Raw genomic sequence first — 22,711 nt, forward strand, 5'->3', positions numbered from 1 at the left:
GCCCGCAGGACCCCTCTTTCACCGTGACCCAGGCCGTGATCCGGCCTGACCAAAACACGCCCTAGCTGTCCTGCCGGTCCTCCGCCTCGGCCGCACGCGGACGGCGGCTGCGGAAGCGTTCCAGGACGGCTGCGCCGAGAATCACCAGCCCGATGGCGATGACTCTGGCCGTCTGGTAGCCGGCCGTCGTGTCGTCCATCGCGTCGGACCACACGAACACCCACAGCGTTCCGGCGATCCCGATGATGATGAGGAGGACGGCCCCCACCGGGCCGATGCCCCACCACCACGGTGCCTCGGGGTGCACGTCGGACCGGTCGTGTTCGTCGTTCGGCAAGATCGTTCTCCAGCTGGTGAAGCGGTATCGGCACCCGTCGCCTGCCCGGAACTCCCAGGCTAGTCCCCCGTTTCGGGAGGATCGGCGGCCGGCTCGGAGCGGGTCGACTGTCAGAGGCGCGCAGTACGGTCGTTCCATGGCAGCCACCATCGATCTGACGCTGGACGCCGCGGACGCGCAGCTGCTCGCGGCCTTCTGGAGGACGGCTCTCGGTTACGTCGACGAGCCACCGCCCGCTCCCTTCCGCACCCGCGAGGAGTGGCACGCGTCCTTCGACCTGCCGGAGGACGACTCCGTGGACGACGGCGCATGGCTCTGCGATCCCGACGGCAACGGCCCCCGCCTGGCCATCCTCAAGGTCCCCGAGCCCAAGACCGCGAAGAACCGACTCCACATGGACGTCCGGGTGCCGGGGCACGGCACCCCCGAAGAGCGCTGGGCCCGGATCAGCGCGGAGTCCGAACGCCTGGTGCGGGCGGGCGGCACCGTCCTGGAGGCGTTCGACGGGCACCACATCATGATGGCGGACCCGGAGGGCAACGAGTTCTGCGTGGGGGCCGGGCCCGCCTGAGAGCCCGTCGGCCGGCCGGCCGCGGAGAGCCTCAACGCCGCAGTGCCGCCACCGCCGCGTCGAACGCCGAGTCGCGGTTCTCCGCGAACTCCTCCTCGGTGAAGACCGGCGTACGGATGTGCGGCGGGATGCCCGCCCCGTCGAAGGTCCGGCCCGAGCGGGTCAGGAACTCCTCGTTCGGCAGCCACAGCGCCATGCCGTTCGGCAGCACCCGGTCCATCGTGTCCGAGAAGACGCCCTGGGTGGGCTCCCCGATCCTGATCGTCCGGCCGGGCCGGTCGATGAGCGCCTGGGTGAAGGTCTCACCCGCGCTGTACGTCGTCCCGGAGGTCAGTACGGCGACGGGACCGGTGTACCGGGGCTTCCCCTTCGCGGGCTGTACGGGGACGGGCCGGGGCCGGGTGTACCGGGTGCGCTTGCGGTAGGCGGCGTACGGGGTGTCCGTGAGGCGTTCCGCGATGTGCACGCCGAGCGCGTCGGAGCCGCCTCCGTTGATCCGTACGTCGATGACCAGCCCCTGGAGCGACGCCGTGCGCCCGGTGGTGAGGACGGTGTCCAGCACCGTGTCGAGCTGGGCCAACTGGGCGGCGTACGACGGGTCCTCGGGGTCGTACCCGGCGAATCCGGAGATCCGCAGATAGCCCAGGCCGTCCGGCAGATCCGCGTAGCTGATCCGGCCGTTCGCGAACTCCCGGGGCTTCTTGCCCTTGAGATCGCGCGCCACGATGTGGTTCTTGATCCTGGCGTCCAGTTCCGGACCGGGCACCGCCGTCCCCGGCCGGCTCTCCGCGAAGTAGCGGTCTCCGTCGAAGACGGCCACATGCGCGTCGTACAGCGGCTTCACCATGTCGCTGAACAGCGCGAACAGTTCGTCGCGCGTGGTGTCCGCGTGCACCTTCGGCCGGTACGTCTCGCGCACGGCGTGCCAGTCGATGCCCTTGGCGTCGAAGAACGGGTAGTTCTCCTCGAAGGACTGCCAGAAGACGTCGAACGTCGTCACCGGGTCCGTGCCGGTGGGGCGCTCGCACGCCTCCGGCAGCTTCCCGATCCGCCGCAGTTCCCTGCGCCCCACCGAACCGGACAGCTCCAGCGACCCGGCGTCAGGGCGCACGGTGAGGACCGTCCCGTCGCCGGCCCTGAACGTGCCCTGCCCCGTCTGCTCCGCGGACTCGCCCTCCAGGCAGCTCACCGAGGTCGTCTGGTACTCCCGCAACCGACCGTCCGCGATGCGCAGGACGGTGCCGTAACCCCTCACCCGCCACGTCCCGTCGGCGGACGCCGGTTGCGCTGCCGCAGCGGGGACGATCGCCCCGCCGGTGAGGGCCAGTGCCACGAGTGCCGTCGCGGCCTTGGAACTCCGAAGTCGCACAGTCTCCCCTTTCCCCGTACGCGATCTGCGTCACGGGACCGACGATCGCGCACGGCCCGCCGGGGCGACATCGGGCAGGCAGGCGGATCGGTAGGGGGGATATCCCCTCAGTCCTGGCGCTCGGCCTTCGCGCCCGGGTCCCCGGCCTCGAAGGCCCGTGCCACCGCGAGGCTGTCCTCGTAGACGTGGTGCCGGGTGACGAGACCGCCCGCGAAGGTGAGGTGCAGGGCGAACCGTGCGCGGTAGGCCCGTCCGGTGGACCGGGCCGTCTGCCGGATCTCCCCGAACACGACCGCGTCGTCGCCGTCCACCAGGACGCGCTCGATCTCGGTGGCGGCGGAACCGGGCACGTGGTGCTCGCCCAGCTCGCGGTAGTGCGCGGCGGCGTCGGCGCGGGTGGAGCGGTGCCGGATCCACGGAGTGGCGGCCCGGCCGTGCTCGGCCTCCGGCCAGTCCAGCTTCCAGTCACCGCGCTCCGCGTACAGCTCAGCGATGCGCTCGGGGTCCCCCGCGCCGATCCGGCGCAGCAGTTCCTCCACGGCGTCGCGGGTGGTCGTGGACGGGGATGCGGGCGCGTTGACTGCCATGACTGATCCTCCAGTTCGCCGATCCGCCCCGATCGGCGCGGTGATCGCCATCCTGGCCCGCACCGGCCGCCACCGCGATTACCTGCCGGGTAAAGCGCAGCCCCACGGCGAGGCCGGAAAACCAGTGGATCGCCGCCCCCGCACGCGATTACCGTGCTGCCGATCCCCGTCGTCCAGGCAAGGGCGTTCCGTTGTACACCGTTTGAGACCTCCCGACTGCTGATCTGTCGCGCGTCGCACCTGTGCGCCGTGCTGATTCCTGCTGCGGATTTCTCAGACTGAGAACGGTGTACCTCTGTGCTCACCCATTGGGTCGTCATGCCCACCTGCCTGCCACTCGTCCTGCGCCGCTGCCACGCGTGCGCGTCCGGGAGCTTCCGGGCGAACGGCAAGTTCCGTGTCAACGCCCACCACAAGCTCCTCGACGCCTGGCTCCTCGCGCTCTGCACCACATGCGGGGAGACCACGAAGCTCACGGTCCTGGAACGGGCGCACGTGCGCTCCATCCGGCCCGAACTGCTGGACCGGATGCACGAGAACGACCCGGCCCTCGCAGCCGAGTTGCTCCAGGACCCGGCGCTACGGCGGCGTAACCGCATCGCCCTCGACTGGACCGACGCCTGGCGCCTCGACACGGGCGAACCGGAAGCCCTGGACCGCGAGGCGATCGACGTATCGGTCCGATTCGCGGCCAGGATTCCGGTCCGTCCGCTGCGCCTGATCGCGGACGGTTTCGGCCTCTCGCGGGCCGAGACGGAACGCCTGCTGGCCGAAGGGAAACTCGTCTCACCGGTCCGCCTGGCCGGACGGGTCTCCGGCGACTTCGGCTTCCTGCTGAAGCGGTGAGGCGGCGGGGCGCCGGGGGCCGGGTCCTCCCGGGCTCGGCCCCCGGCGTTCCCGCACCCCAGGTGAACCCCCGTTCCCGGGGCATACGCGTCCCATGACCTCATCGTGGAACGAAGCGAAGGGCCGCACCGTCCGGGCCGGGTGCGCGCTGGTTCCGCTGCTGGTGCTGACGGCCTGCGGGCACGACGGCGCGGACCGGACGCTGCCCGGGACGGCGCACACCTCGTCCGACGGGGGATTCCGGACCGCCTCCCTCACGCAGGGGAGCCGGCTCGTCATCACCACCCAGGGCGGCGTCCGGGTCGTCGGGACGGACGACGGCCACCTGACGGTGGACGAGGCGGTCCTCGCCCATGGGGACGGGGACGAGCACGGGGGTACATACACCCTCGACCTGCCCTGCGACGAGGGCGACGACCGGGCGAAGGCGAATTGCGGCGGCATGCCGCTCGTACGCGTACCGAGCGGCGTCACGCTCACGGTGCGGGCGCGCAACGCCGGCGTCGATGTGAGCGATGTGCGGGGCGGGCTGAGCCTGAGCACCGTCAACGGCGACGTCACCGTGCAGGACGCGGGCACCAAGAGCGCCCGCCAGCACCTCGTGACGCGTAACGGGTCCGTCCGCGCGAGCGGCCTCAAGGGGGCCAGTGTCGAGGCGGAGACGGTCAACGGCGACGTCGATCTGGGGTGCGCCACCTCGCCCGGCACGCTCGACGGCGTGACCCGCAACGGCTCCGTGCGCGTGACACTGCCGGCCGACGCCCCCGCGTACGCGACCGACGCGCAGACCGTGAACGGCCGCTCGACCACGAACATCCCGTCCGAGGCCTCGGACCACAAGCACCGGCTGACCCTGCGCACCGTCAACGGCGACACCGAGGCCCGACGCGGTTAAGGGCTGTCCCGCAGGCCGTGTCTGACAGATACCGCCTGGCTCTATTTGTCAGACACGGCCTCGCGGCCATCCCGCACAGGGACGGACATGGCGGTGCTCGCGGTGCGGGTCACACGGCGCGGAGGGTGACGGATGGCCCGTGTTGCCGCCGCCGCAGACGGACTTGTACCGACGCACGTGGTCTACAGCTCCTTGAGCATTCCATCGGTGAGCTTGACCGAGTTGTGCTGAGCCGAGGCCAGCCGCGCGATACGGACGCAATGTCCGCCGCGTCGGGCCACATCGGTGTCGCTCAACCGCCGGAGAGAGTGGTCGAGATGCTGTCACCGGTCGGTACGAGCCCTGTTCGAGCTTCGCGACCGCTGCCGCCAGCGCCTCTGCAGCATATGACCGGAATCCACCGGCCATCGGCGCCCGCCCGGAGACCGGGGCCGGGAGCACATCAAGCTGAAAGATGGACAATGCACCCAACCGCTCGACGGCGGCGGTCCCATGGTCGAGAATCACGGCACCGGCCGCGTTCCGCATGTGGGTACAGGACCCCGAACGAGCGAAGGCGGTCCGCGGCTCTTGCCCCGGCGGGCAAGAGGTCTTCCCCACGGGTATGCCCAAACCGCCATACAGGAAAGAAGCACACATACATGAAGGCAAGAATCCGCCTCAGGATATCCGGGCTGATCACGTCCACGGCCCTCCTGGCCGGAGCCACGATGCTGTTCGGGGCGGGTCCGGCAAGCGCCGCACCCAACTTCACGTTCTCGGCTCCCCCCGGCAGCGCTGACGGACGATTCATTGGCATCTACGTCGACGGAAACAGCAGCAAGGGTGTCGGATGGGGCGAATGGAAGGCCTTCGGCGACACTCTCGTCGTTGAGGACGACTCGTCGGACGGATACGGAGTCGAGGCCCACCTCAGCACCGGCCGCGTCGCCTCAACCCGTGGTCACACTGCGGGATACCACAAGGAGGTGACGGGCAACCTGCCGGAGAAGCACTCGTACACCATGTGGGTCTGCGTGGTGAAGGGCAGCTATTCCAAGTGCTCGGGCCACTACACCGTCACGTCCTAGAAGTCCGCTGAAGGTCCCGGAGAACGGTTCATGAGTCGCGAACCCTGAACCCCTCCTGGGACGGGCGCCTGGCCCGCCAGATCGCGCCGGGCAGGCGCCCCACCACCGAGGAAGTCCTCCAGGATCTCGGTGAACCGCACCGGCTGCTCCTCGGCCGGATAATGGCCGCAGTCGTCGAGGATCACCCCGGTGACGTCGTCGGCCGCCAGTCGCATCGTCTGGGCGGCGTTGGCGCCGCTCCACAGCGCGCCGCCGACGGCGAGCACCGGCAGCGCCAGCCGGGTCCTGCTGCGCTGCTCGTTCTGCGCGATCGTCTCGTCCAGCGCCCGGTAGTACGCGAAGCTCGCCCGCAGCGCGCGCGGATCCTCGGCGATCGCGTCGACATAGACGTCGACGGCGTACGCGGGGATCGCGGCCGGGGTGGCGGCCTTGGTGGCGAACTGGTGGCCGAAGAAGAGCCGTTCACGCCCTCGGACCAGTTCCTCGTTGAGCTCGGTGAGCCGGTTGAAGCCGAACTGCCAGAGCTTCTGGTTGACCGCGGCGGGGCTGAAGACCGGCGGGGACGGCACGAGACCGGGGATCACGGCTTCGACGACGGCGAGCCGGCCCACCCGCTCGGGGTGATCGGCAGCGAGGGCGTATCCGGTCCACGTGCCGATGTCGTGGCCGACCACGTCGAACCGGTCGTGCCCGAGCGCGGCCATCAGCGCGACCAGATCGGCGGCCAGCGTGCCGGCGTCGTAACCGTCGTCGGGCTTGTCCGAGAGCCCGGCCCCGCGCGAGTCGACGGCGACGACGGTGTGCCCGTGGGCGAGCGCGGGCATCACCTCCCGCCAGGCGTACCAGGTCTGTGGCCACCCGCCGACCAGCAGCACCGGCGGGCCGTCCCCGCCGGTGACCGCGTGCAGCCGCAGCCCGTCCAGCTCCACGAGCCGGCTGGTGAAGACGTCGGTGAACCCGTCGGGCAGCTGCAGCGAATTCAAGCGTGCCGTGCTGTCGCCCGTACTCATCATGGAACGATCAGTGCAACTTGTCATGCCGGTGACCCTACACATCTTGAAACGATCGGTGCAAGATGTGTAGGCTGACGAACCATGGCAGGCCGCAAGCAATTCGACGTGGACGAGGCGCTACGACGTGCGATGCACGTCTTCTGGCGCTGGGGCTATTCAGAGGCCTCGATCGATCGCCTCACCGAGGGCACGGGCCTGGGCCGGAGCTCGCTCTACGGCACCTTCGGCGACAAGAGCGCCCTCTTCCAGAAAAGCCTCCAGCTGTACGCGCAGACCTACCACCCGCTGTACGACCAGGCACTGTCCGGCCTCCACCGGAGCCCCAGCGCCGCTGTGGCCGCCTACCTGCGGGTCACCCTGAACCGCATCGCCGACCCGACGGTCCCGGATGGCTGCCTGCTCACGGTGTCGGCAACACAGTTCCCGGCCCTCGACGCAACGGGCCAGGCGATGGTCCGCGCCATGATCGACGGTTTGCGGGCGATGCTGGAGCAGGCGTTGCTGGCGGCGGGGGCCGATGAGCAGGAGGCAGCAGAGCTGGCGTTGTGCACGCTGGCAACGAACAAGTCCCTGGCGGTGCTGAGCCGCGCCGGCTTCTCGGGCGAAGACCTGGCGACCGTCGCCGCAGCCGCCGCCCGGATCCCCGGGAGACCACATCCGCTGCCTTGAGCAGTGCGATGGACACCCGTGAAGAGCCCCTTCAGCAGCGAGACCGTCCGCTAGTGCCGCGTCAGTCAAGGTTTGCCCGTAAAGGAGCGGCGTCCGGTGTGTGCTCTCGGCTTGCCGGCCGGAAGCCCTCGTACTGGATGTACTTGGGCTTTCGGCCGGTGCGGCGAGAGTGCGTGCCGGGCGTCGCGACGGGGCGAACCTTGACTGACGCGGCACTAGGGCCTGCCGAGCCTGCTGGGCACTGGGAACCTCTCATCCTGATGTCGCGAGCCGGGGGCAGGTGTGGGGTGGGAGCGAACCGCCGACCATGCACGGAGTCGTTAGGATCCCTTCGTGAACACCGAACTCGGGGTCGCCGTACTCATCAGGGATCTGGACAGCGGCGACCCGGAGCGCGTGGCCCCGGCGGTCGAACGGCTGGCGGCATGGGGTGAGCGGGCGCTGCCGCGGTTGCTGACCGGGGTGTCCGCAGACTATTCGTCCCCGCGTCTCGCGGCGTACGCGAGTGTGCTGAGCCGTATCGGACCGCCGGCCTTCGACGCCGTTCTCGCGGCGTCACGCGGCGGGGAGTTGAACGGCTACTTCGCGGTCCGGCTGCTCCGCGTCTTCGACGAGCGTTGCGCCGGGCAGTACGCGGCACTGGCTCTCGACCTCGACCGCTCGCTTTCCGACTACGGCTTCGCGGGGCTGCTCAGGCTGCGCGTCGACTCCGAGGCCGGGTTGCGGGCGCTGGTGAACAGGGTTGTCCGGGTCGGTCACTTCCAGGGTGCGGCCGGTGACTACCTCCGGGCCATGTGGGATTCCTTCGCACCTCGGTTGCGGGAGCTGTGCCGAGATCCGGCTGCTGACCGGCCGGTACGGCGCGGGGCGCTCGGTGTCCTGGTCGAAGGCGGCGGGCTCGACGCACTCGGCGATCGCGACCGCATGCTGGTGGAGCGGCTGGTGCAAGTGAAGCTGCCGGGCAATGTCCGCAATGTTCCGGACACCCAGCTCAGTGCCTGGTGGCTGGCCGTGCCCGGGGCGACATACGAAGGCGTCTTCGAAGCGCTGGGCCTGCACCATCCCCGTCCGGTGACGATCGAGGCGGGTGTCGCGGCCGCGATGGCCGACGCGGTACGGATACCGAGCCCGAAGGATGCGGACCGCGGCATCAGCCGAGCCTTCGTCACGCCGGATCTGGACGGCTGGCGGCTGGTGTTCGGCCAGTTCACCCAGCTCGTCGGCGACGACGACTGGAACGACATGATCGAGACGGTGGAGCGCGTCAGTATCGCGTGCGGTCGGGCCCAGCTCTTCTACGTGGACGACGCCGGCGGCGCGGACATCTGGTTCGCAGCCGAGGACGGCTTGATGGTCCAGCAGTACGCGGCCGAGGGCGACCTGGAAGAGGAGGACGACGAGGACCCCGAAGCCGTAACCGGTGGCGTCCGCGAGGCCTGCGGAGAACTGTCGGTCGACCCGGACATGGTGGGTGTCCTGGACACGGTCGTACACGGCCACGGCTGGCTGGCGGTCACCGCGCCGGACATGGGGCACGGGCAGTTCCCGGGCCTGCTGCCCGTCTGAACCACCGCGCACCGTAGGCCCGTTCGCGTGACCGGCCACGACTCGCCGTCGCCCGCCAGGGCCACCCGCACATGCCGCCGAGCCACCCGCCCCGGGCCCCTCACGGACCGCCGCCCGTCAGAGGCTGCCCACACGGACGATCACGTGCCGGCGATCTCCGCCCGGATCTGCACAAGGACCACACCGCGACAGCGACCGTCAGCCGTTGTGCTCGCGGTCGTAGGCCGCCTGGGCGGCGGCGACGGAGCCGCCGTGCCGCTTGGCCCAGTCGGTGAGCTCCAGCAGCGACGTGTGGAGCTCCCGGGCCATTTCCGTCAGCGTGTACTCGACCTTGGGCGGAACGACCGGATGGACGGTGCGTACGAGCAGGCCGTCCCGCTCCAGCTTGCGCAGATTGAGCGTGAGCATGCGCCTGCTGATCCCGGTGATCGAACGCTCCAGCTCCGTGAACCGGACCGGGCCCTGCGCAGCCGCCACCAGGATGCCGATGCTCCACTTCCCGGAGACGTGATCGAGAACCTCCGAGACCGGGCACGCCTCGCTGGCCAGGGCTGTCACATCGATGTGCCTCTGGGACATGAAAGTGCCTTCTTCCGCCCGGTCCGACAGTTACCAATCATGTACTCGGTATCAAATCGTGCACCGACCCGGAAGGCGGCTCAATGCTCCAGGAACTCACCGACCGCGCTGCGATCGTGGACGCCGTCATCGCGTACGCGACAGCCCTGGACACCAGGGACTGGGAGGCGCTGGGCGCACTGTTCACGGACGACGCCCGCTGGGAGTACAGCGGCTCGGGAGAGCGGCTCCACGGGCCCGACGCGATCGTCGCCAGGATCCGCACCAGCCTGGAGCGGACCGACGCCACCCAGCACCTGAACGGCAACCATGTCGCCGCGGTGCACGGCGACGAGGCCGAGCACACGTGCTACTACCAAGCCCAGCACGTCCGCCACGGCCTGCCCGACGGCGAGAAGTTCCTCGGCGGAGGCCGCTACGAAGACCGACTGCGCCGCACCCCGGACGGCTGGCGGTTCACACACCGCAGGATCACCAACATCTGGAGCGACGGAAACCCCGCCGTGCTCGCCTCCTGACATCAGGCCGCGCAACGGAACCCGGGGCGGGCTACCCGGCGTGCCGCCCCAAGGTCCCCTGAAAGGCGTCCCACGCGGCGGGGGGCGAGGAGGAGTACGGCCTGCGTGATCAGCTGTTCGGGTACTCACGGGCGGCCCTGAGAGGCGCCCTACGCGGTCAGGCCAGGATCAAAATACCCAGGAGTGCGAAACAGGCCCGTGAACGTTCCAGGGCCGTGCCGCTCGTCCAACCACGCCCCCAGCTCACTGACATCGCCGCTGATCATGGCTGCGAGCAGACGCGTGTGACACGCGCTACCTTCTCCGGGGGCGAACTCTTCAAGGAATTGCGCGTACCGACGATTGACGCCCCTCTCGTAGCCGCTGAGTGCCGCCGCGTAGAGCGTCTGTTCCTGGCTTTGCGGCAATTCCACCACCCGCCGGGTGTCCGCTTCGGTCAGCGCACCCGTCACGTCCCTGAATGCGAGTGTGCCGAGAACGTCTGAGGGCTCCGTGACGCCGAAACGCTCTGCTGCCTGCCGGGTGATGGCGCGCGCTTCTTTGTCGCACGCACCTTCCATGACAATTCCAATGTTCCGGGTGTGCCGTGTCCCGTGCCGATCGGCTGCCGAGTAGGACTGACCGCCCGTGCGGCGATAATTGATTCCGTACTGAGTCCGGACCGGCATGCCTGCCACTTCCACGTATCGTCGACGCGATCCGTAGTGGAGGCAGTCGTGGGCGTACGCGCGAAGCAGATCGAGAAGTGCCAGCGCGGGGCGCTCGGGATTCCGGCGTTCCAGCGGCCCGTACATCGTGATGACGGCCACCATTTGAAGGTGTCGATATCCCTGGTCCGGGTGGTGGAATCCGCCGAAGGCTCCGGCGCGTGAGGATTCACAGCCGACCAGCACCCGATCGAACGGCAGCGTTCTCACCAGCCCATACTTGGCGTACCGGCGCTTGACGTTCTCTATGCCGGCATGAAACGGCGTGGTGTCGATTCCGTCAGCCGCCCACCGGGTGAGCATTTCCGACAGAGTCCGGAAGACGTGGGCTGGGTGCTTTCCGGTGAGCGACGACGCGTCGGCACGCATAGCCGCCAGTCCGGCCATTGCCCCGGCGCCGCTCACAGACTCGTTCGGGGCCAGCTCCGCTAGGTTGGGGTGCCTGACTTGATGAGCTGAATGTGACTCCCTTGCATTCCCTCCGGGAGTGCATCCGGACTGAACCATTTCGCCTCCAGAATCTCGAAGCCGTCAAGCTTGAGAGTTCCACCCACATGAAGGGCTTCGTACGCGATTTCCACGCGGAGCTTGTAGCCGCTGGTCACCTGAACCAGTCGTCCCGGCACAACGTCAAGTCCGGTTTCTTCCCGAACCTCTCGAACGACGGTGTCCGAGAATTCTTCGCTCTTGATCGCGTAGCCAGTAGGAAGCCCCCACGGCCGATCAGCGGGCCACATGCGATGCTTCAAAAGCAAGATCTCTCCTGCCTCATTCCGCACCACACCCGTTACGCCAACCATGAACTTGGCGTGCGCGAACCATAGGACGCGCCATTGCAGAGGGCCACGAATTAGTTTCCACACCCGGGCAATGATTCGCTTCATACGCACCTTTTCTGCAGGGCAAACGTTGGACGCTTGCGATGCCGGTTCAACTTATGGCGCGGGGTCCGGGTCACGCCCACGTTCCCGTCCAGGGCAGTTGGAACCCGGACAGGGGAGACGTCGTCTGCGTCCTGGTCATCGCCGCCCCCTCGCGTGGCTCGACGACGACCACGCTAGGCGGGCAAGACGACCAACTCACAGTTTTGTGCACGAGGTTGCACACCAGTTAGCCGAGCTCATCCATGGCCGAGTTGATCAACATACGAGCGTTCGCCCCGTAGACGGCCAGTGCTGCCAGTTCTGCGTACGTCTCGACGTACATGCCTACCTCGCTCGGCTGCGTGATCGTGAGGTAACCGGAGACCAGTTCGACGTTGACTTGCGTTGTGTCGTAAATCCAGAACCCTTCTGCCGGCCAGCGCTCCCGATCCGGCCTCATGGGGACAACTCCCAAGCTCGCATTGGGAAGTGAGGCAACTGCGATCAGGCGAGCCAGCTGACCGGTCATGACCTCGGCGCCGCCGATCCCGGCTCGCAACACCGATTCCTCCACGAGGAACGCGAAGCGTCGGTCACCCTCGTACAAGACGCGCTGACGTTCCATGCGCGCAGCCACCGCGTCCGCCACGTCGTCCACGAGGCCGCGCCGCTTCTGGATCGCCTGGAGTGCGGCAGTGGTGTACGCCCGCGTCTGGATCATGCCCGGTACGAGCCATGACGAGTAAGCCCGGAAGCGGCGAGTGCGCTCGTACAGCGGCAACCGCGCCTCCTGCGCCTGCCTGAGCCCACCCCGTTCCATGCGGCGCCAGCCCACCCACATGCCTTCCGCCGTCCGCAGCATGGCCGTGAGGTCTTCGGCCTGCTCCTCCACACCACAGGCCCGGCACCATGCCCGGATGTCTTCGGCAGACGGAGGAGTACGGGCGTTCATGATGCGGGACGACTTGGAACGGCTCCACCCGCAGCGCTCGGCAAGGTCGAGTCCGGACAGTCCGGCATCCCGGCAGACTTCCGCGAGCCGGTCCGCGAGAGCCTGCCGGGCCTGCTGGGCACTGGATGACGCAGAAAGAGCCATGGCGCGGGACCGTCAGGCAGGCCGGTATTCCGCGTGGGGAACGGCCCTCTCCCACGCTCCCTCGTACGCCGTCGCGTACTGCTCCGCCAACGCCGGATCGTGACGGGCTTCCATCCGCTCACCGGCCCACTGCCCGTCACCGCTGAAGTGATGGAGGATCACGGTCTCCGCGTCGATCACCCAACCCTCCAGCACGGGGAGCAACAGCCCGTGCGACCGGGCACGGGGCAACCAACGCACGTCCTCACCCGCTGCGACGTTCGTAAAGGTGCCGTCGTACTCGTAGCGCACGTAGTCACTCAGCGGCTCGGAGACGACGCGTAGCCGTCGCATGGAGACGCCCCTGCCGGTCGTCTCCTCCACCACGTCCAGCCACGATCGCCACCAGGACTCGCGGTCCGCCGGGTCGTGTCGGTGGCCTTCCTGCCAGCGGACGAATTCGGGATCGTCCCGCATGTAGCTGTCCCGCATCTCAAGGTGCATGGCCGAGTGCTGCGCCTTGGCGAGTGCTTCACGTACCGCTGTTGCCACCGTTGGCCTCACTGTCCGGACGCGGAATGAACTGGAGCATGTTGGCGGGCAGACGGATCATGCTCTCGTGATCTGGAACGTCGGTCGAGTGGCCGGGCACGGAACCGACCTCCTGCGCCTGCCGAACGGTCTCTTCGTCGGCAGTCCAAGACTGGATGATCAGGTCACCGGTCGCGTCGTCCAACCAGATCGTGGGTGACCCGTCGTCGGGGGTGTTCGGCCAAATTCCCAGAAACTGTAAGGCCATTGGGCTCTCCTGTACCAGGTCGGCTGCTCGTGAGTGTACGAGCGTCGTCCTCACGCGTGACCCACGTCAAGGATGCCTCCGCCCCTGCCGCGCGGCCGGCCCACGGCTGCCGCCCGAGCGTCTCCCGGAAGGCGTCCCACGCGGCGGGGCCGAGTAACCCTCGGGGGCGGGCAGCCCTCCTCCTCGCGAGGTAGACGAACGTACGGGTCTCCCTCCGAAGCCGCTTCCGTAGCCCGTCCTCAGGGGCGACGCCTCAGTGGCAACGCGCCGAGAGAATAGGGCACATGACGACCACACAGCTCGACGCGCGCAGTACGCACCCGCCCCGCTGGGCCATCCGTGCCGCCCACGTCGCCGCGCTCGTCACGCTGCCGTCCGGAATCTGGCGCCTGCTGCTGGCAGCCGGATTCACCGCCGGCTACACCGAGGCCGGGTACGAGGCGATGGGCTTCTCCGGCTGGGGCGCGGTGTACGTGGTCGGGCTCACCCTGGGCGGAGAGCTGCTCGCCCTGCTCACGCTCGGTCTGGTCCGGCCATGGGGTGAGGTACTGCCACGCTGGATTCCCCTGGTCGGCGGGCGTCGGCCGAACCCGCGTGCGGTGACCGCGGCGGCAGGCGTCGGCGCCGGGCTGCTGACGCTGCTTCTGGCCCAGTTCGCGTTCTGGTTCGCCTTCCCGCACCCGGACATGACTCCCCTCGGCAGCACCGTCGCCGGAATCCTCTACCTGCCGCTGATCGCCTGGGGGCCGCTCCTCGCCGCCGTCACCATCGCCCACCACCGGCGCCGCCGGTAGCGGGCCGGTGAGGGGGCCGCCCTACGCCTGTCGCCCCAGGTTTTCCCGGAAGGCGTCCCACGCGGCGGGGGCGAGGAGGAGGACGGGGCCGACCAGTTGCTTGGAGTCCCGGACGGCGACGGTACGGGGGATGTTGCGGGCCACTTCGACGCACTCGCCGTTCCCGCTGCTGTAGCTGGACTTGACGAACTCGAAGTGTGGCACGACGACTACAACTCCTTGCGAATACGCCCAATCAGAGCGACGGAATCGCGGGGAGCGAGCCCGTTTCTGGCGATACGACCGAACGTGACGTTGTGACGCGCGGCATCCGTCTCGCTCTCCAGCCACAGCGTAGACGACGTGGTGTCCATGTAGACCACGTCCATCGCCCCGGGTTCAGCGAATGACACCACGCTAAAAGCGCTGGTCATGCCCGGGTGCGAGCCTGCGAGGAAGGGGACAACCTGCACCGTGACATTTGGCTCGGCAGCCGCCTCCGCCAGGCGGTCCAGTTGCGTACGCATTACCTCGCGACCGCCCACCAGTTGCCGGAGGGCACCTTCCGCGACGATCGCCCACAGAGCGAGCGGGTTGCTGTCTGCCAGGCGCACCTGGCGGGCGACCTTCGCTTCGACGAAGCGCTCGATCTCCTCGGGTTCCTCCCAGTCCGCGTTGCCGACTGCCAGCGCCCTCGCGTAGTCCGGCGTCTGAAGCAGGCCGGGTACGAAGGCCCCTTGCCAGGTTCTGATCTCCGTCGCGATGTCTTCCAGCGCAACGTACTCAACCAGCGAGCGCAGCTCCGGGTACTGGTTCCACCAGCCCTTCGCCTTGCGGCGCTCCCTGTCGAGGCGAGCCACCTCCAGAAGACGGTTGATGAGCTTCACATCCGCGAGGCCATAGAACTCGCAGAGGGTGCGGACGTCCGGGTCCCTCATCGGAACCCATCCCCGCTCCATCTTCACGATCTTCGAGTTGGTCGCGCTGATGACCTGAGCGGCCTGCTGCTGCGTCTTTCCAGAGGCGTCGCGCAGGCGTAGCAGCTCGCTGCCAAGCCTGCGGCCGAGGACAGTTGACGTCCGGTTGCCCTGCTGAGTTGCTCGATTCACCGCCACAGTCTCTCGCCTGGGAGACAGACGCGTCGACCACTGTCACTCATTGGGGACAAGTGTCTCCGTTTCACTTGCGCCCACCGTTCATGGCTCGCTACGTTCGGCACCACGCCGCTCACACAGCGGCACCGCCCGGCGGAAGTGCACCGCCCTGCCCTACTCAGGTCCGGCATCGCCACCGCCCCCCACCCCGAGAGGCACGCGTCCATGACCGCAGCCCAGGAGAAGGCCCCCGCACCCACCCCCGAGCCCGTCCTCCAGGAGGACCAGCTCGACTACACGCCCACGGCGCGCAGCGTCCACCTCTGCCGGCTCCGGGCCGTGCGGCTGGTGACCAAGTGGGGGTATCCCAACCACGTCGCGGAAGTCGCGCTGCTGGTCAGCGAGTTGGCGACCAACGCCCTACTGCACGGCTCCGTGCGCGGTCGGCTCTTCCGCGTGCACCTCATCCTCTCGGCCACCACCCTCCGTATCGAGGTCAGCGACCCGCGCGGGGAGCGGCTGCCCGCCGTGCGCGAGGCGGGGGACGACGACTGCTACGGGCGCGGCCTGCTCATCGTCGACCGGCTCGCCGACCGCTGGGGCGTCGAGCCGCGCACCGTCGGCAAGACGGTCTTCGCCGAAGTCAACCTGCGCAGGCAGCCGCACGTGGAAGTACGCGACTGAGGCGCGGCGTTGGCCGGTACAGTGCACGGCCATGGGCGAACTGATCCTGATCAGGCACGGTCAGACCGAGTGGAGCCTGTCCGGGCAGCACGCCGGCCGGACCGACGTTCCGCTGACCGACGCGGGCCTCGACGCTTCGGCCGCCCGGCTCCTCGGTCACCCGCATCCGGGCACGCTCGGCTTCCTCGCCACCGAGGGCGGGCAGCCGGTCATCTCCGCGTGGAACGTCCCGTAACGCCTGACGCCCTACGCCCTACTCCTCCGGTTCCCAGGCGATGAGCTGGTCGAAGATGTCCAGGTCGCCGCTGACCTCCAAGGACTCCAGCCCGATGCGGCCGTAGAGGGCGAGGACCAGTTCACCGGCCTTGCCCGACACGGAGAGGCCCGCCGGTTCGAGGGTCTCTCCGGGGATGCGGGTGGAGCGGGCGCCGTCGCCGTCGACCGTGAGGCGCCAGGAGCGGCCCTCCGTGGCGTGGTAGTCGATGGTGGTGGGCTTGTGCGGCCAGGGGCTCGTGGTCGCGTTGCAGGTGAACAGGAACTCCTCGACTCCGTCGAGTGCCACCTCGTCCGGCAGCGGCTGCGGGGTGCCGACGGTGAGCTGTGCGTCGTACGTGTGCACCGCCATCTGCTGGAGTTGGTGGCGAGCGACCGCGCCACAGGTCGAGGGCGACTGCGACGCGCCCCACCAGGTCCAGCAGGCGCGGTCAGGCCCGGCCTCGCGCAGCGCGACCAGCAGCTCCCGCGTGGACGCGGCCAGCCAGTCCAGCATCGCCCGGCGCTCCCGGGGCGCGGGCGGGGCGTCCTCGCACCCGGCCTTGGCGACGGCGTCGGGCCCGGCGGCGACGGTCGCGGCCCAGGAGCGGCGCCCCTCGCCCAGGTGCTGGACCAGGTCGAACAGCGTCCACTCGGGGCAGGTCGGCACCTGCACGTCGAGGTCGGTCGCCGCAGCGACCGCCGCGCCGAAGGCAGTTGACCGTTCGTCGATCAGTCGCAGCAGGTCGGAGAAGTCCAGGGTCTTTTCCACTCCGAGTGTGTATCACTGTGATCCGGTGGTCGGACAGGGGATTTACCGGCCGTCCCGGCGGGCGGACATGGCAGTGGGCCCGCGCACACCTCGCACGGGCCCACCTCACACACGTACCTGATCAGCCGCCCTGGCCGGCGCTGCCGATCGGGCCGACCAGCACCTTGCCACCGTCGCTGCCGTCTCCTGCGGGCAGCGAGCTCCTGCCCGGCCAGTCGAGGGTGACCGACTTCGTCTCGTTCGGCGGGGTCACCACAAGACCCGTGATGCGGACGCCGGAGCCACCCGTCTTGTTGAGCGGGTAGTTGACGTTGGAGTCGATCTCCTTGCCGTTCTTGAGGGTGTACGGGTCGCCGGGGTCACCCTTGCGCGTGGCGGAGATCGTCCCCGCGTTGGTCTTCAGGTCGACGCCAACGAACCCGGAGATCACGCAGTCCGCGCCGCTGGTGTTCGTCAGCGCCACCGCGATGCTGCCGTCGCGGTCGCCGTCGATGAAGGTGTCCAGCGCCGTGATCTTCAGCCCGTCGGTGGTGCACTTACCACCCTTGGAGCCGCTTCCGCTCCCGCCGGCGGAGTCCGGGGCTGCGGAGTCCGAGGCGGCGGAGTCCGGGGCGGGTGAATCCTTGCCACCGGACTCGTCCGTGCCACCGGAATCCGAGCCACCACCCGAGGAGGAGGCGGCGGAGGCGGACGAGCCGGACGACGGGTCGGCCTGGCCCGCGGCGTCGTCGTCGTTCTGGCAGGCCGTGAGCGAGAGACCCGCGGCGAGCGCCAGGGCTGCGAAGGTGAGCTTACGAGCGCGCATGGTTCCGTCCTCAGAATCGGTTGGTCAGTACCGGCCCACTCGGTACGGGTCGGTACCAGCGAGCGCTTCTGATCAAGAGGACCGTCCGGAGGGACTCAGCCGTTCCGCCCGTTCACGGGCTAATACATGGCTGTTACAACGCGGGAAACGGAAATGGGCCCGCGCAACACCTCGCGCGGGCCCACCTCACACACGTACCACAGGGGCGGCTACGCCCAGGTGATCAGCCGTTTCGGCTGTTCCAGGATCGCGGCGACGTCCGCCAGCACCTTCGAGCCGAGCTCGCCGTCGACCAGGCGGTGGTCGAAGGAGAGGGCCAGCGTGGTGACCTGACGGGGCTTCACCTTGCCCTTGTGGACCCACGGCTGGAGCTTGATCGCGCCGACCGCGAGGATCGCGGACTCGCCGGGGTTGAGGATCGGCGTGCCCGTGTCGACGCCGAAGACGCCGACGTTGGTGATGGTCACCGTGCCGCCCGCCATCGCCGCCGGGGACGTCTTGCCGTCGCGGGCCGTGGAGACCAGCTCGCCCAGGGACGCGGCCAGCTGCGGGAGCGTCTGCTCGTGCGCGTCCTTGATGTTCGGCACGATCAGTCCGCGCGGGGTGGCCGCAGCGATGCCCAGGTTCACGTAGTGCTTCCGCACGATCTCCTGGTTCGCCTCGTCCCAGGCCGCGTTGACCTCGGGGTGGCGCTTGATCGCGACCAGCAGGGCCTTGGCGATGATCAGGAGCGGATTGACCCGCACCCCGGCCATCTCCTTGTCCTCCTTCAGCTCCGCGACGAGCTTCATCGTGCGCGTCACGTCGACCGTCACGAACTCGGTCACGTGCGGCGCCGAGAACGCGCTGCCGACCATCGCCTGCGCGATGGCCTTCCGTACGCCCTTGACGGGGATACGGGTCTCGCGCGCACCCATGGAGGCGACCACGGCGGGGGGCGGGGAGTCCTCCGCCGCCGCCGGGGCCGGGATCTGCGGCTGCGCCCGCACCGGCTCGGGGGCCGGGGCGGGGGTCGCCGCCGCGTGCACGTCCTCGCGGGTGATGACGCCGCCCTCGCCGGTCGGGCTGACCGTCGCCAGGTCGATGCCCAGGTCCTTCGCCAGCTTGCGCACCGGAGGCTTCGCGAGCGGCCGGGTCTCGGGCACAGCGGACACGGCGGCGGTGCCGTGCCCGTTCATCTCGCCCTGGATCGCGGTCGCCGCAGCGGCCGGCGGTCCGGTCTCCGTGCCCTTGCGGGCGCGCCGCTTCGTGGAGGACTCGGCCACGCCGTAGCCGACCAGGACCGGGGTGCGGCCCTTCGGCGCCTCGGGCTCCGGTTCATCCTGAACCGGAGCAGAAGCCGGAGCGGGTTCCGGGGCCGCGTCGCCGCTGCCCGGTGCCACGTCCACGACGATGATCACCTGGCCGACGTCCACGGTCGTGCCCTCGCCGAAGCGCAGCTCGTGCACCACTCCGTCGAACGGGATCGGCAGCTCGACGGCCGCCTTCGCCGTCTCGACCTCGCAGACGACATGGCCGTCGGTGACGGTGTCGCCGGGCTGGACGAACCACTTGAGGATCTCGGCCTCGGTCAGTCCCTCGCCCACGTCGGGCATCTTGAACTCACGGAAGCGAGCGGCGTTCGTAGTTTCGGTCATCGTTGTCACGCCCCAGTCCTCAGTACGCCAGCGAGCGGTCGACGGCGTCGAGCACACGGTCAAGACCCGGCAGGTACTCGTCCTCAAGCCGGGCCGGCGGGTACGGCACGTGGTAGCCGCCGACCCGCAGCACGGGTGCCTCCAGGTGGTAGAAGCACCGCTCCGTGATGCGGGCGGCGATCTCCGCGCCGGAACCGTAGAACACCGGCGCCTCGTGCACCACGACCAGGCGGCGGGTCTTCTCCACCGAGGTCTGGATGGCGTCGAAGTCGATCGGGGACATCGAGCGCAGGTCCACGACCTCGACCGACTTGCCCTCCTCCTGCGCGGCCGCGGCGGCCTCCAGGCAGACCTTCACCATCGGGCCGTACGCGACGAGCGTGAGGTCCGTGCCGGTGCGGGCGACGGCGGCGCGGTGCAGCTGGCCGGGGATGGACTCGGTGTCCAGCTCGCCCTTGTCCCAGTAGCGCCGCTTCGGCTCGAAGAAGATGATCGGATCGTCGCTCTGGACGGCCTGCTGCATCATCCAGTACGCGTCGGACGCGTTGGACGGGGAGACCACCTTCAAGCCCGCGACGTGCGCGAACAGCGCCTCGGGCGATTCGCTGTGGTGCTCCACCGCGCCGATGCCGCCGCCGTAGGGAATCCGGACGACGACCGGGAGCTTGATCTTGCCGAGCGAGCGGGCGTGCATCTTCGCGAGCTGCGTGACGATCTGGTCGTACGCGGGGAAGACGAAGCCGTCGAACTGGATCTCCACGACCGGCCGGTAGCCGCGCAGCGCCAGGCCGATCGCGGTGCCGACGATGCCGGACTCCGCGAGCGGGGTGTCGATGACGCGGTCCTCGCCGAAGTCCTTCTGGAGGCCGTCGGTGATCCGGAAGACGCCGCCGAGCTTTCCGACGTCCTCACCCATGATGAGGACCTTGGGGTCGGTGTCGAGGGCCTTGCGCAGCGACTCGTTGAGCGCCTTCGCGATGGACATCTTTTCCATGGCCATGGCTACTTGCCCTCCTCGGCGAACGATGCCTGGTAGGCGGCGAACTGGGCGCGCTCCTCGTCGACGAGGGCGCTCCCGTCGGCGTAGGCGTGCTCGAAGATCGCCATCCGGTCCGGTTGCGGCATGGACCGTACCGCCTCGCGGACCCGCTTGCCGAGGGTCTCGCTCTCCTCTTCGAGGGCGGTGAAGAACGCCTCGTCGGCGATGCCCTCGTGTCCCAGGTAGGTGCGCAGGCGCAGGATCGGGTCCTTGGCCTCCCAGGAGGCGCGCTCCTCGTCGGCCCGGTACTTCGTCGGGTCGTCGGAGGTGGTGTGCGCGCCCATCCGGTAGGTGAAGGCCTCCACCAGGGTGGGGCCCTCGCCGCGGCGGGCCCGCTCCAGGGCGGAGCGGGTGACCGCCAGGCAGGCCAGTACGTCGTTGCCGTCGACCCGGACGCCGGGGAAGCCGAAGCCCTGGGCGCGCTGGTAGAGCGGCACCCGGGTCTGCTTCTCGGTCGGCTCCGAGATCGCCCACTGGTTGTTCTGGCAGAAGAACACGACCGGCGCGTTGTAGACCGCCGAGAAGGTGAACGCCTCCGCCACATCGCCCTGGCTGGAGGCGCCGTCACCGAAGTACGCGATCACGGCCGAGTCCGCGCCGTCCTTGGCGACGCCCATGGCGTAGCCGGTGGCGTGCAGCGTCTGCGAGCCGATGACGATCGTGTAGAGGTGGAAGTTGTTGGTGTTCGGGTCCCAGCCGCCGTGGTTCACACCCCGGAACATGCCGAGCAGATTGGTCGGGTCGACGCCCCGGCACCAGGCCACACCGTGCTCGCGGTAGGTCGGGAAGACGTAGTCGTCGTCGCGCAGGGCCCGGCCGGAGCCGATCTGGGCGGCCTCCTGGCCCAGCAGCGAGGCCCACAGGCCCAGCTCGCCCTGGCGCTGGAGGGCGGTGGCCTCCGCGTCGAAGCGGCGGGTGAGGACCATGTCCCGGTACAGGCCGCGCAGCTCGTCCGCGCTCAGGTCGATCGAGTAGTCCGGGTGCTCGACGCGCTCGCCCTCGGGCGTCAGCAGCTGTACGAGCTCGGGTCCGGAAGTCCCCGGTGTCTTCGCGGGCGTCTTCGCGGCGCTGGTCCGCTTGCTGCTGCGTCGCGGTTTACGCGCGGCAGCAGTGCTCTCCACGGTCACGTGCGTGCTCCTCCGTCGGTCCGGCCCCCGGGGTCTGCCGGGAGACCAGTGCGGCTCGCCTGTGTCCGTACCCGTGCACGGGGTGGGGTGCCGCTCGGTCCGGGAACAGGCGTGACAGGTGCCCCGGCGAGCGCCCTGTTATCAGGCACGTTACCCAGTGCCTCGCGTAACTGCGAAACCCTATCTGACCTGCGATTTTGCTTGGATATCCAAGTAAATCGAGGAATTCGGGAACTCTCGCTGGTCACAGCACTGGTAACAGCCTTGCAGGCTGCCGGAACAACGGCACGTTATCCCGCCGGACAGCGGCAGGGAAGGGGGGAGTGTGTGAGACTGCGTTTGTGCGCAAAGAAGGAAAAATCACGGTTTTTCTGCTGGATGACCATGAAGTCGTCCGCCGCGGAGTTCATGAGCTGCTCTCGGTGGAGGACGATATCGAGGTGGTCGGAGAGGCCGGTACGGCGGAGGACGCGCTGGTCCGCATCCCCGCGACCCGGCCCGATGTCGCCGTCCTCGACGTACGGCTGCCGGACGGCAGCGGGGTGGAGGTCTGCCGGGAGATCCGGTCCCGGGACGAGTCCATCAACTGCCTGATGCTGACCTCGTACGCCGATGACGAGGCACTTTTCGACGCGATCATGGCCGGCGCCTCCGGATACGTGCTCAAGGCGATCCGGGGCAACGAGCTGCTGACCGCCGTACGGGACGTGGCGGCCGGGAAGTCGCTGCTCGACCCGGTGGCCACCGCGCGGGTCCTGGAGCGGCTGCGCGACGGCAAGAATGGGCGCGGCGACGACAAACTCGCGGGCCTGACCGACCAGGAACGCAAGATCCTGGATCTGATCGGTGAAGGGCTGACCAACCGGGTGATCGGGGAGCGGCTGCATCTCGCGGAGAAGACGATCAAGAATTACGTCTCCAGCCTGCTCTCCAAACTCGGTATGGAGCGCCGCTCGCAGGCCGCCGCCTATGTGGCGCGGCTCCAGGCGGAGAAGCGCTGAGCCGTACGTCGGCGGGGGAGCCGAATTCGGGACTTTGGTCCCCCGGCACCGGGGGCTGCGGCC

27 protein-coding genes and 1 pseudogene are annotated in these 22,711 nt (G+C 69.0%); 11 read left to right on the forward strand and 17 right to left on the reverse strand.

What is annotated here, in order from left to right; all coding sequences use genetic code 11:
- Positions 1-61: 61 nt before the first annotated feature.
- A complete protein-coding gene (locus ACZ601_RS19040; RefSeq protein WP_469539262.1) occupies positions 62-337 on the reverse strand; it encodes a hypothetical protein in 276 nt (91 codons plus the stop codon).
- Between the two features lie 136 nt (positions 338-473).
- Between ACZ601_RS19040 and ACZ601_RS19045 the strand changes: the two genes are divergently transcribed.
- Positions 474-908: a VOC family protein gene (locus ACZ601_RS19045; protein WP_469539264.1), complete on the forward strand. Its 435-nt coding sequence runs from the start codon at positions 474-476 to the stop codon at positions 906-908.
- Positions 909-939: 31 nt separating this feature from the next.
- Here ACZ601_RS19045 and ACZ601_RS19050 read toward each other — a convergent pair whose 3' ends face one another.
- Positions 940-2,277: a S41 family peptidase gene (locus ACZ601_RS19050; protein ID WP_469539267.1), complete on the reverse strand. Its 1,338-nt coding sequence runs from the start codon at positions 2,275-2,277 to the stop codon at positions 940-942.
- A 107-nt stretch (positions 2,278-2,384) separates the two neighbouring features.
- Positions 2,385-2,864, reverse strand: coding sequence for a nuclear transport factor 2 family protein (locus tag ACZ601_RS19055; RefSeq protein ID WP_469539269.1), 480 nt, complete (start codon positions 2,862-2,864; stop codon positions 2,385-2,387).
- Between the two features lie 297 nt (positions 2,865-3,161).
- Here ACZ601_RS19055 and ACZ601_RS19060 point away from each other — a divergent pair, with 297 nt between their 5' ends.
- From ACZ601_RS19060 to ACZ601_RS19070, 3 genes are all read left to right on the forward strand, one after another.
- Entirely contained in the window at positions 3,162-3,710 is a 549-nt protein-coding gene (locus tag ACZ601_RS19060; protein WP_469539270.1) for a DUF1062 domain-containing protein, read from the forward strand.
- A gap of 94 nt (positions 3,711-3,804) precedes the next feature.
- A complete protein-coding gene (locus ACZ601_RS19065; protein WP_469539272.1) occupies positions 3,805-4,605 on the forward strand; it encodes a DUF4097 family beta strand repeat-containing protein in 801 nt (266 codons plus the stop codon).
- Between the two features lie 641 nt (positions 4,606-5,246).
- Complete coding sequence (locus tag ACZ601_RS19070) at positions 5,247-5,675, forward strand: hypothetical protein (protein WP_469539274.1); 429 nt, start codon at positions 5,247-5,249, stop codon at positions 5,673-5,675.
- On the opposite strand, the gene ACZ601_RS19075 is transcribed toward ACZ601_RS19070, so the two are convergent.
- A complete protein-coding gene (locus ACZ601_RS19075; protein WP_469539276.1) occupies positions 5,672-6,658 on the reverse strand; it encodes an alpha/beta fold hydrolase in 987 nt (328 codons plus the stop codon). The two genes, ACZ601_RS19070 and ACZ601_RS19075, sit on opposite strands and share 4 nt — an antisense overlap.
- A 111-nt stretch (positions 6,659-6,769) precedes the next feature.
- Between ACZ601_RS19075 and ACZ601_RS19080 the strand changes: the two genes are divergently transcribed.
- Positions 6,770-7,357, forward strand: coding sequence for a TetR/AcrR family transcriptional regulator (locus ACZ601_RS19080; RefSeq protein WP_469539277.1), 588 nt, complete (start codon positions 6,770-6,772; stop codon positions 7,355-7,357).
- Positions 7,358-7,690: 333 nt separating this feature from the next.
- Positions 7,691-8,923: a hypothetical protein gene (locus ACZ601_RS19085; RefSeq protein WP_469539280.1), complete on the forward strand. Its 1,233-nt coding sequence runs from the start codon at positions 7,691-7,693 to the stop codon at positions 8,921-8,923.
- Positions 8,924-9,121: 198 nt separating this feature from the next.
- Here the strand turns inward: ACZ601_RS19085 and ACZ601_RS19090 are convergent, their stop codons facing one another.
- Entirely contained in the window at positions 9,122-9,502 is a 381-nt protein-coding gene (locus ACZ601_RS19090) for a winged helix-turn-helix transcriptional regulator (protein WP_363221398.1), read from the reverse strand.
- 83 nt (positions 9,503-9,585) lie between these two features.
- On the opposite strand from ACZ601_RS19090, the gene ACZ601_RS19095 reads away from it, so the two are divergent.
- Positions 9,586-10,020, forward strand: coding sequence for a nuclear transport factor 2 family protein (locus ACZ601_RS19095; protein WP_469539282.1), 435 nt, complete (start codon positions 9,586-9,588; stop codon positions 10,018-10,020).
- Between the two features lie 149 nt (positions 10,021-10,169).
- Here the strand turns inward: ACZ601_RS19095 and ACZ601_RS19100 are convergent, their stop codons facing one another.
- The 5 genes from ACZ601_RS19100 to ACZ601_RS19120 all read right to left on the reverse strand — a co-directional run bounded on the left by ACZ601_RS19100 (position 10,170) and on the right by ACZ601_RS19120 (position 13,464).
- Positions 10,170-11,096, reverse strand: coding sequence for a hypothetical protein (locus ACZ601_RS19100; RefSeq protein WP_469539285.1), 927 nt, complete (start codon positions 11,094-11,096; stop codon positions 10,170-10,172).
- A gap of 59 nt (positions 11,097-11,155) precedes the next feature.
- Positions 11,156-11,611, reverse strand: coding sequence for an NUDIX domain-containing protein (locus ACZ601_RS19105; protein ID WP_469539288.1), 456 nt, complete (start codon positions 11,609-11,611; stop codon positions 11,156-11,158).
- A 226-nt stretch (positions 11,612-11,837) separates the two neighbouring features.
- The gene (locus tag ACZ601_RS19110) at positions 11,838-12,686 is read right to left on the reverse strand and encodes a helix-turn-helix domain-containing protein (RefSeq protein ID WP_469539291.1); all 849 of its coding nucleotides are present in this window, start codon (positions 12,684-12,686) and stop codon (positions 11,838-11,840) included.
- A gap of 12 nt (positions 12,687-12,698) precedes the next feature.
- A complete protein-coding gene (locus ACZ601_RS19115; protein ID WP_469539294.1) occupies positions 12,699-13,217 on the reverse strand; it encodes a DUF6879 family protein in 519 nt (172 codons plus the stop codon).
- Positions 13,198-13,464 carry a hypothetical protein gene (locus tag ACZ601_RS19120; protein WP_469539296.1) on the reverse strand — a complete coding sequence of 89 codons (267 nt, stop codon included), beginning with the start codon at positions 13,462-13,464 and terminating at the stop codon, positions 13,198-13,200. The genes ACZ601_RS19115 and ACZ601_RS19120 overlap by 20 nt, the downstream gene beginning before the upstream one ends.
- Before the next feature lie 284 nt (positions 13,465-13,748).
- Here ACZ601_RS19120 and ACZ601_RS19125 point away from each other — a divergent pair, with 284 nt between their 5' ends.
- On the forward strand, positions 13,749-14,258 hold the full coding sequence (locus ACZ601_RS19125; RefSeq protein WP_469539300.1) for a hypothetical protein: 510 nt from the start codon (positions 13,749-13,751) through the stop codon (positions 14,256-14,258).
- A 21-nt stretch (positions 14,259-14,279) separates the two neighbouring features.
- Here ACZ601_RS19125 and ACZ601_RS19130 read toward each other — a convergent pair whose 3' ends face one another.
- Complete coding sequence (locus ACZ601_RS19130) at positions 14,280-14,462, reverse strand: DUF397 domain-containing protein (RefSeq protein ID WP_469539302.1); 183 nt, start codon at positions 14,460-14,462, stop codon at positions 14,280-14,282.
- Between the two features lie 5 nt (positions 14,463-14,467).
- Complete coding sequence (locus ACZ601_RS19135; protein WP_469539305.1) at positions 14,468-15,346, reverse strand: helix-turn-helix domain-containing protein; 879 nt, start codon at positions 15,344-15,346, stop codon at positions 14,468-14,470.
- A gap of 210 nt (positions 15,347-15,556) precedes the next feature.
- Here ACZ601_RS19135 and ACZ601_RS19140 point away from each other — a divergent pair, with 210 nt between their 5' ends.
- Together ACZ601_RS19140 and ACZ601_RS19145 are read left to right on the forward strand one after the other, a co-directional pair.
- Positions 15,557-16,015 (forward strand): ATP-binding protein, encoded by a 459-nt coding sequence (locus ACZ601_RS19140; RefSeq protein WP_469539308.1) that lies wholly within the window; start codon positions 15,557-15,559, stop codon positions 16,013-16,015.
- A 31-nt stretch (positions 16,016-16,046) separates the two neighbouring features.
- Positions 16,047-16,172 (forward strand): annotated as a pseudogene (locus tag ACZ601_RS19145) (histidine phosphatase family protein); the annotation flags it as partial.
- 96 nt (positions 16,173-16,268) lie between these two features.
- On the opposite strand, the gene ACZ601_RS19150 reads toward ACZ601_RS19145, so the two are convergent.
- From ACZ601_RS19150 to pdhA, 5 genes are all read right to left on the reverse strand, one after another.
- A complete protein-coding gene (locus tag ACZ601_RS19150; protein ID WP_469539311.1) occupies positions 16,269-17,039 on the reverse strand; it encodes a maleylpyruvate isomerase family mycothiol-dependent enzyme in 771 nt (256 codons plus the stop codon).
- A gap of 121 nt (positions 17,040-17,160) precedes the next feature.
- On the reverse strand, positions 17,161-17,844 hold the full coding sequence (locus tag ACZ601_RS19155; protein WP_469539313.1) for a DUF4232 domain-containing protein: 684 nt from the start codon (positions 17,842-17,844) through the stop codon (positions 17,161-17,163).
- Positions 17,845-18,053: 209 nt separating this feature from the next.
- A complete protein-coding gene (locus ACZ601_RS19160; RefSeq protein WP_469539316.1) occupies positions 18,054-19,490 on the reverse strand; it encodes a dihydrolipoamide acetyltransferase family protein in 1,437 nt (478 codons plus the stop codon).
- Positions 19,491-19,500: 10 nt separating this feature from the next.
- The gene (locus tag ACZ601_RS19165) at positions 19,501-20,481 is read right to left on the reverse strand and encodes an alpha-ketoacid dehydrogenase subunit beta (RefSeq protein WP_371777353.1); all 981 of its coding nucleotides are present in this window, start codon (positions 20,479-20,481) and stop codon (positions 19,501-19,503) included.
- A 2-nt stretch (positions 20,482-20,483) separates the two neighbouring features.
- On the reverse strand, positions 20,484-21,647 hold the full coding sequence (gene pdhA / locus ACZ601_RS19170) for a pyruvate dehydrogenase (acetyl-transferring) E1 component subunit alpha (RefSeq protein WP_469539321.1): 1,164 nt from the start codon (positions 21,645-21,647) through the stop codon (positions 20,484-20,486).
- Between the two features lie 341 nt (positions 21,648-21,988).
- Between pdhA and ACZ601_RS19175 the strand changes: the two genes are divergently transcribed.
- On the forward strand, positions 21,989-22,648 hold the full coding sequence (locus ACZ601_RS19175; RefSeq protein ID WP_440577572.1) for a response regulator: 660 nt from the start codon (positions 21,989-21,991) through the stop codon (positions 22,646-22,648).
- Positions 22,649-22,711 lie beyond the last annotated feature (63 nt).

Source organism: Streptomyces sp. NPDC104307 (assembly GCF_055584045.1).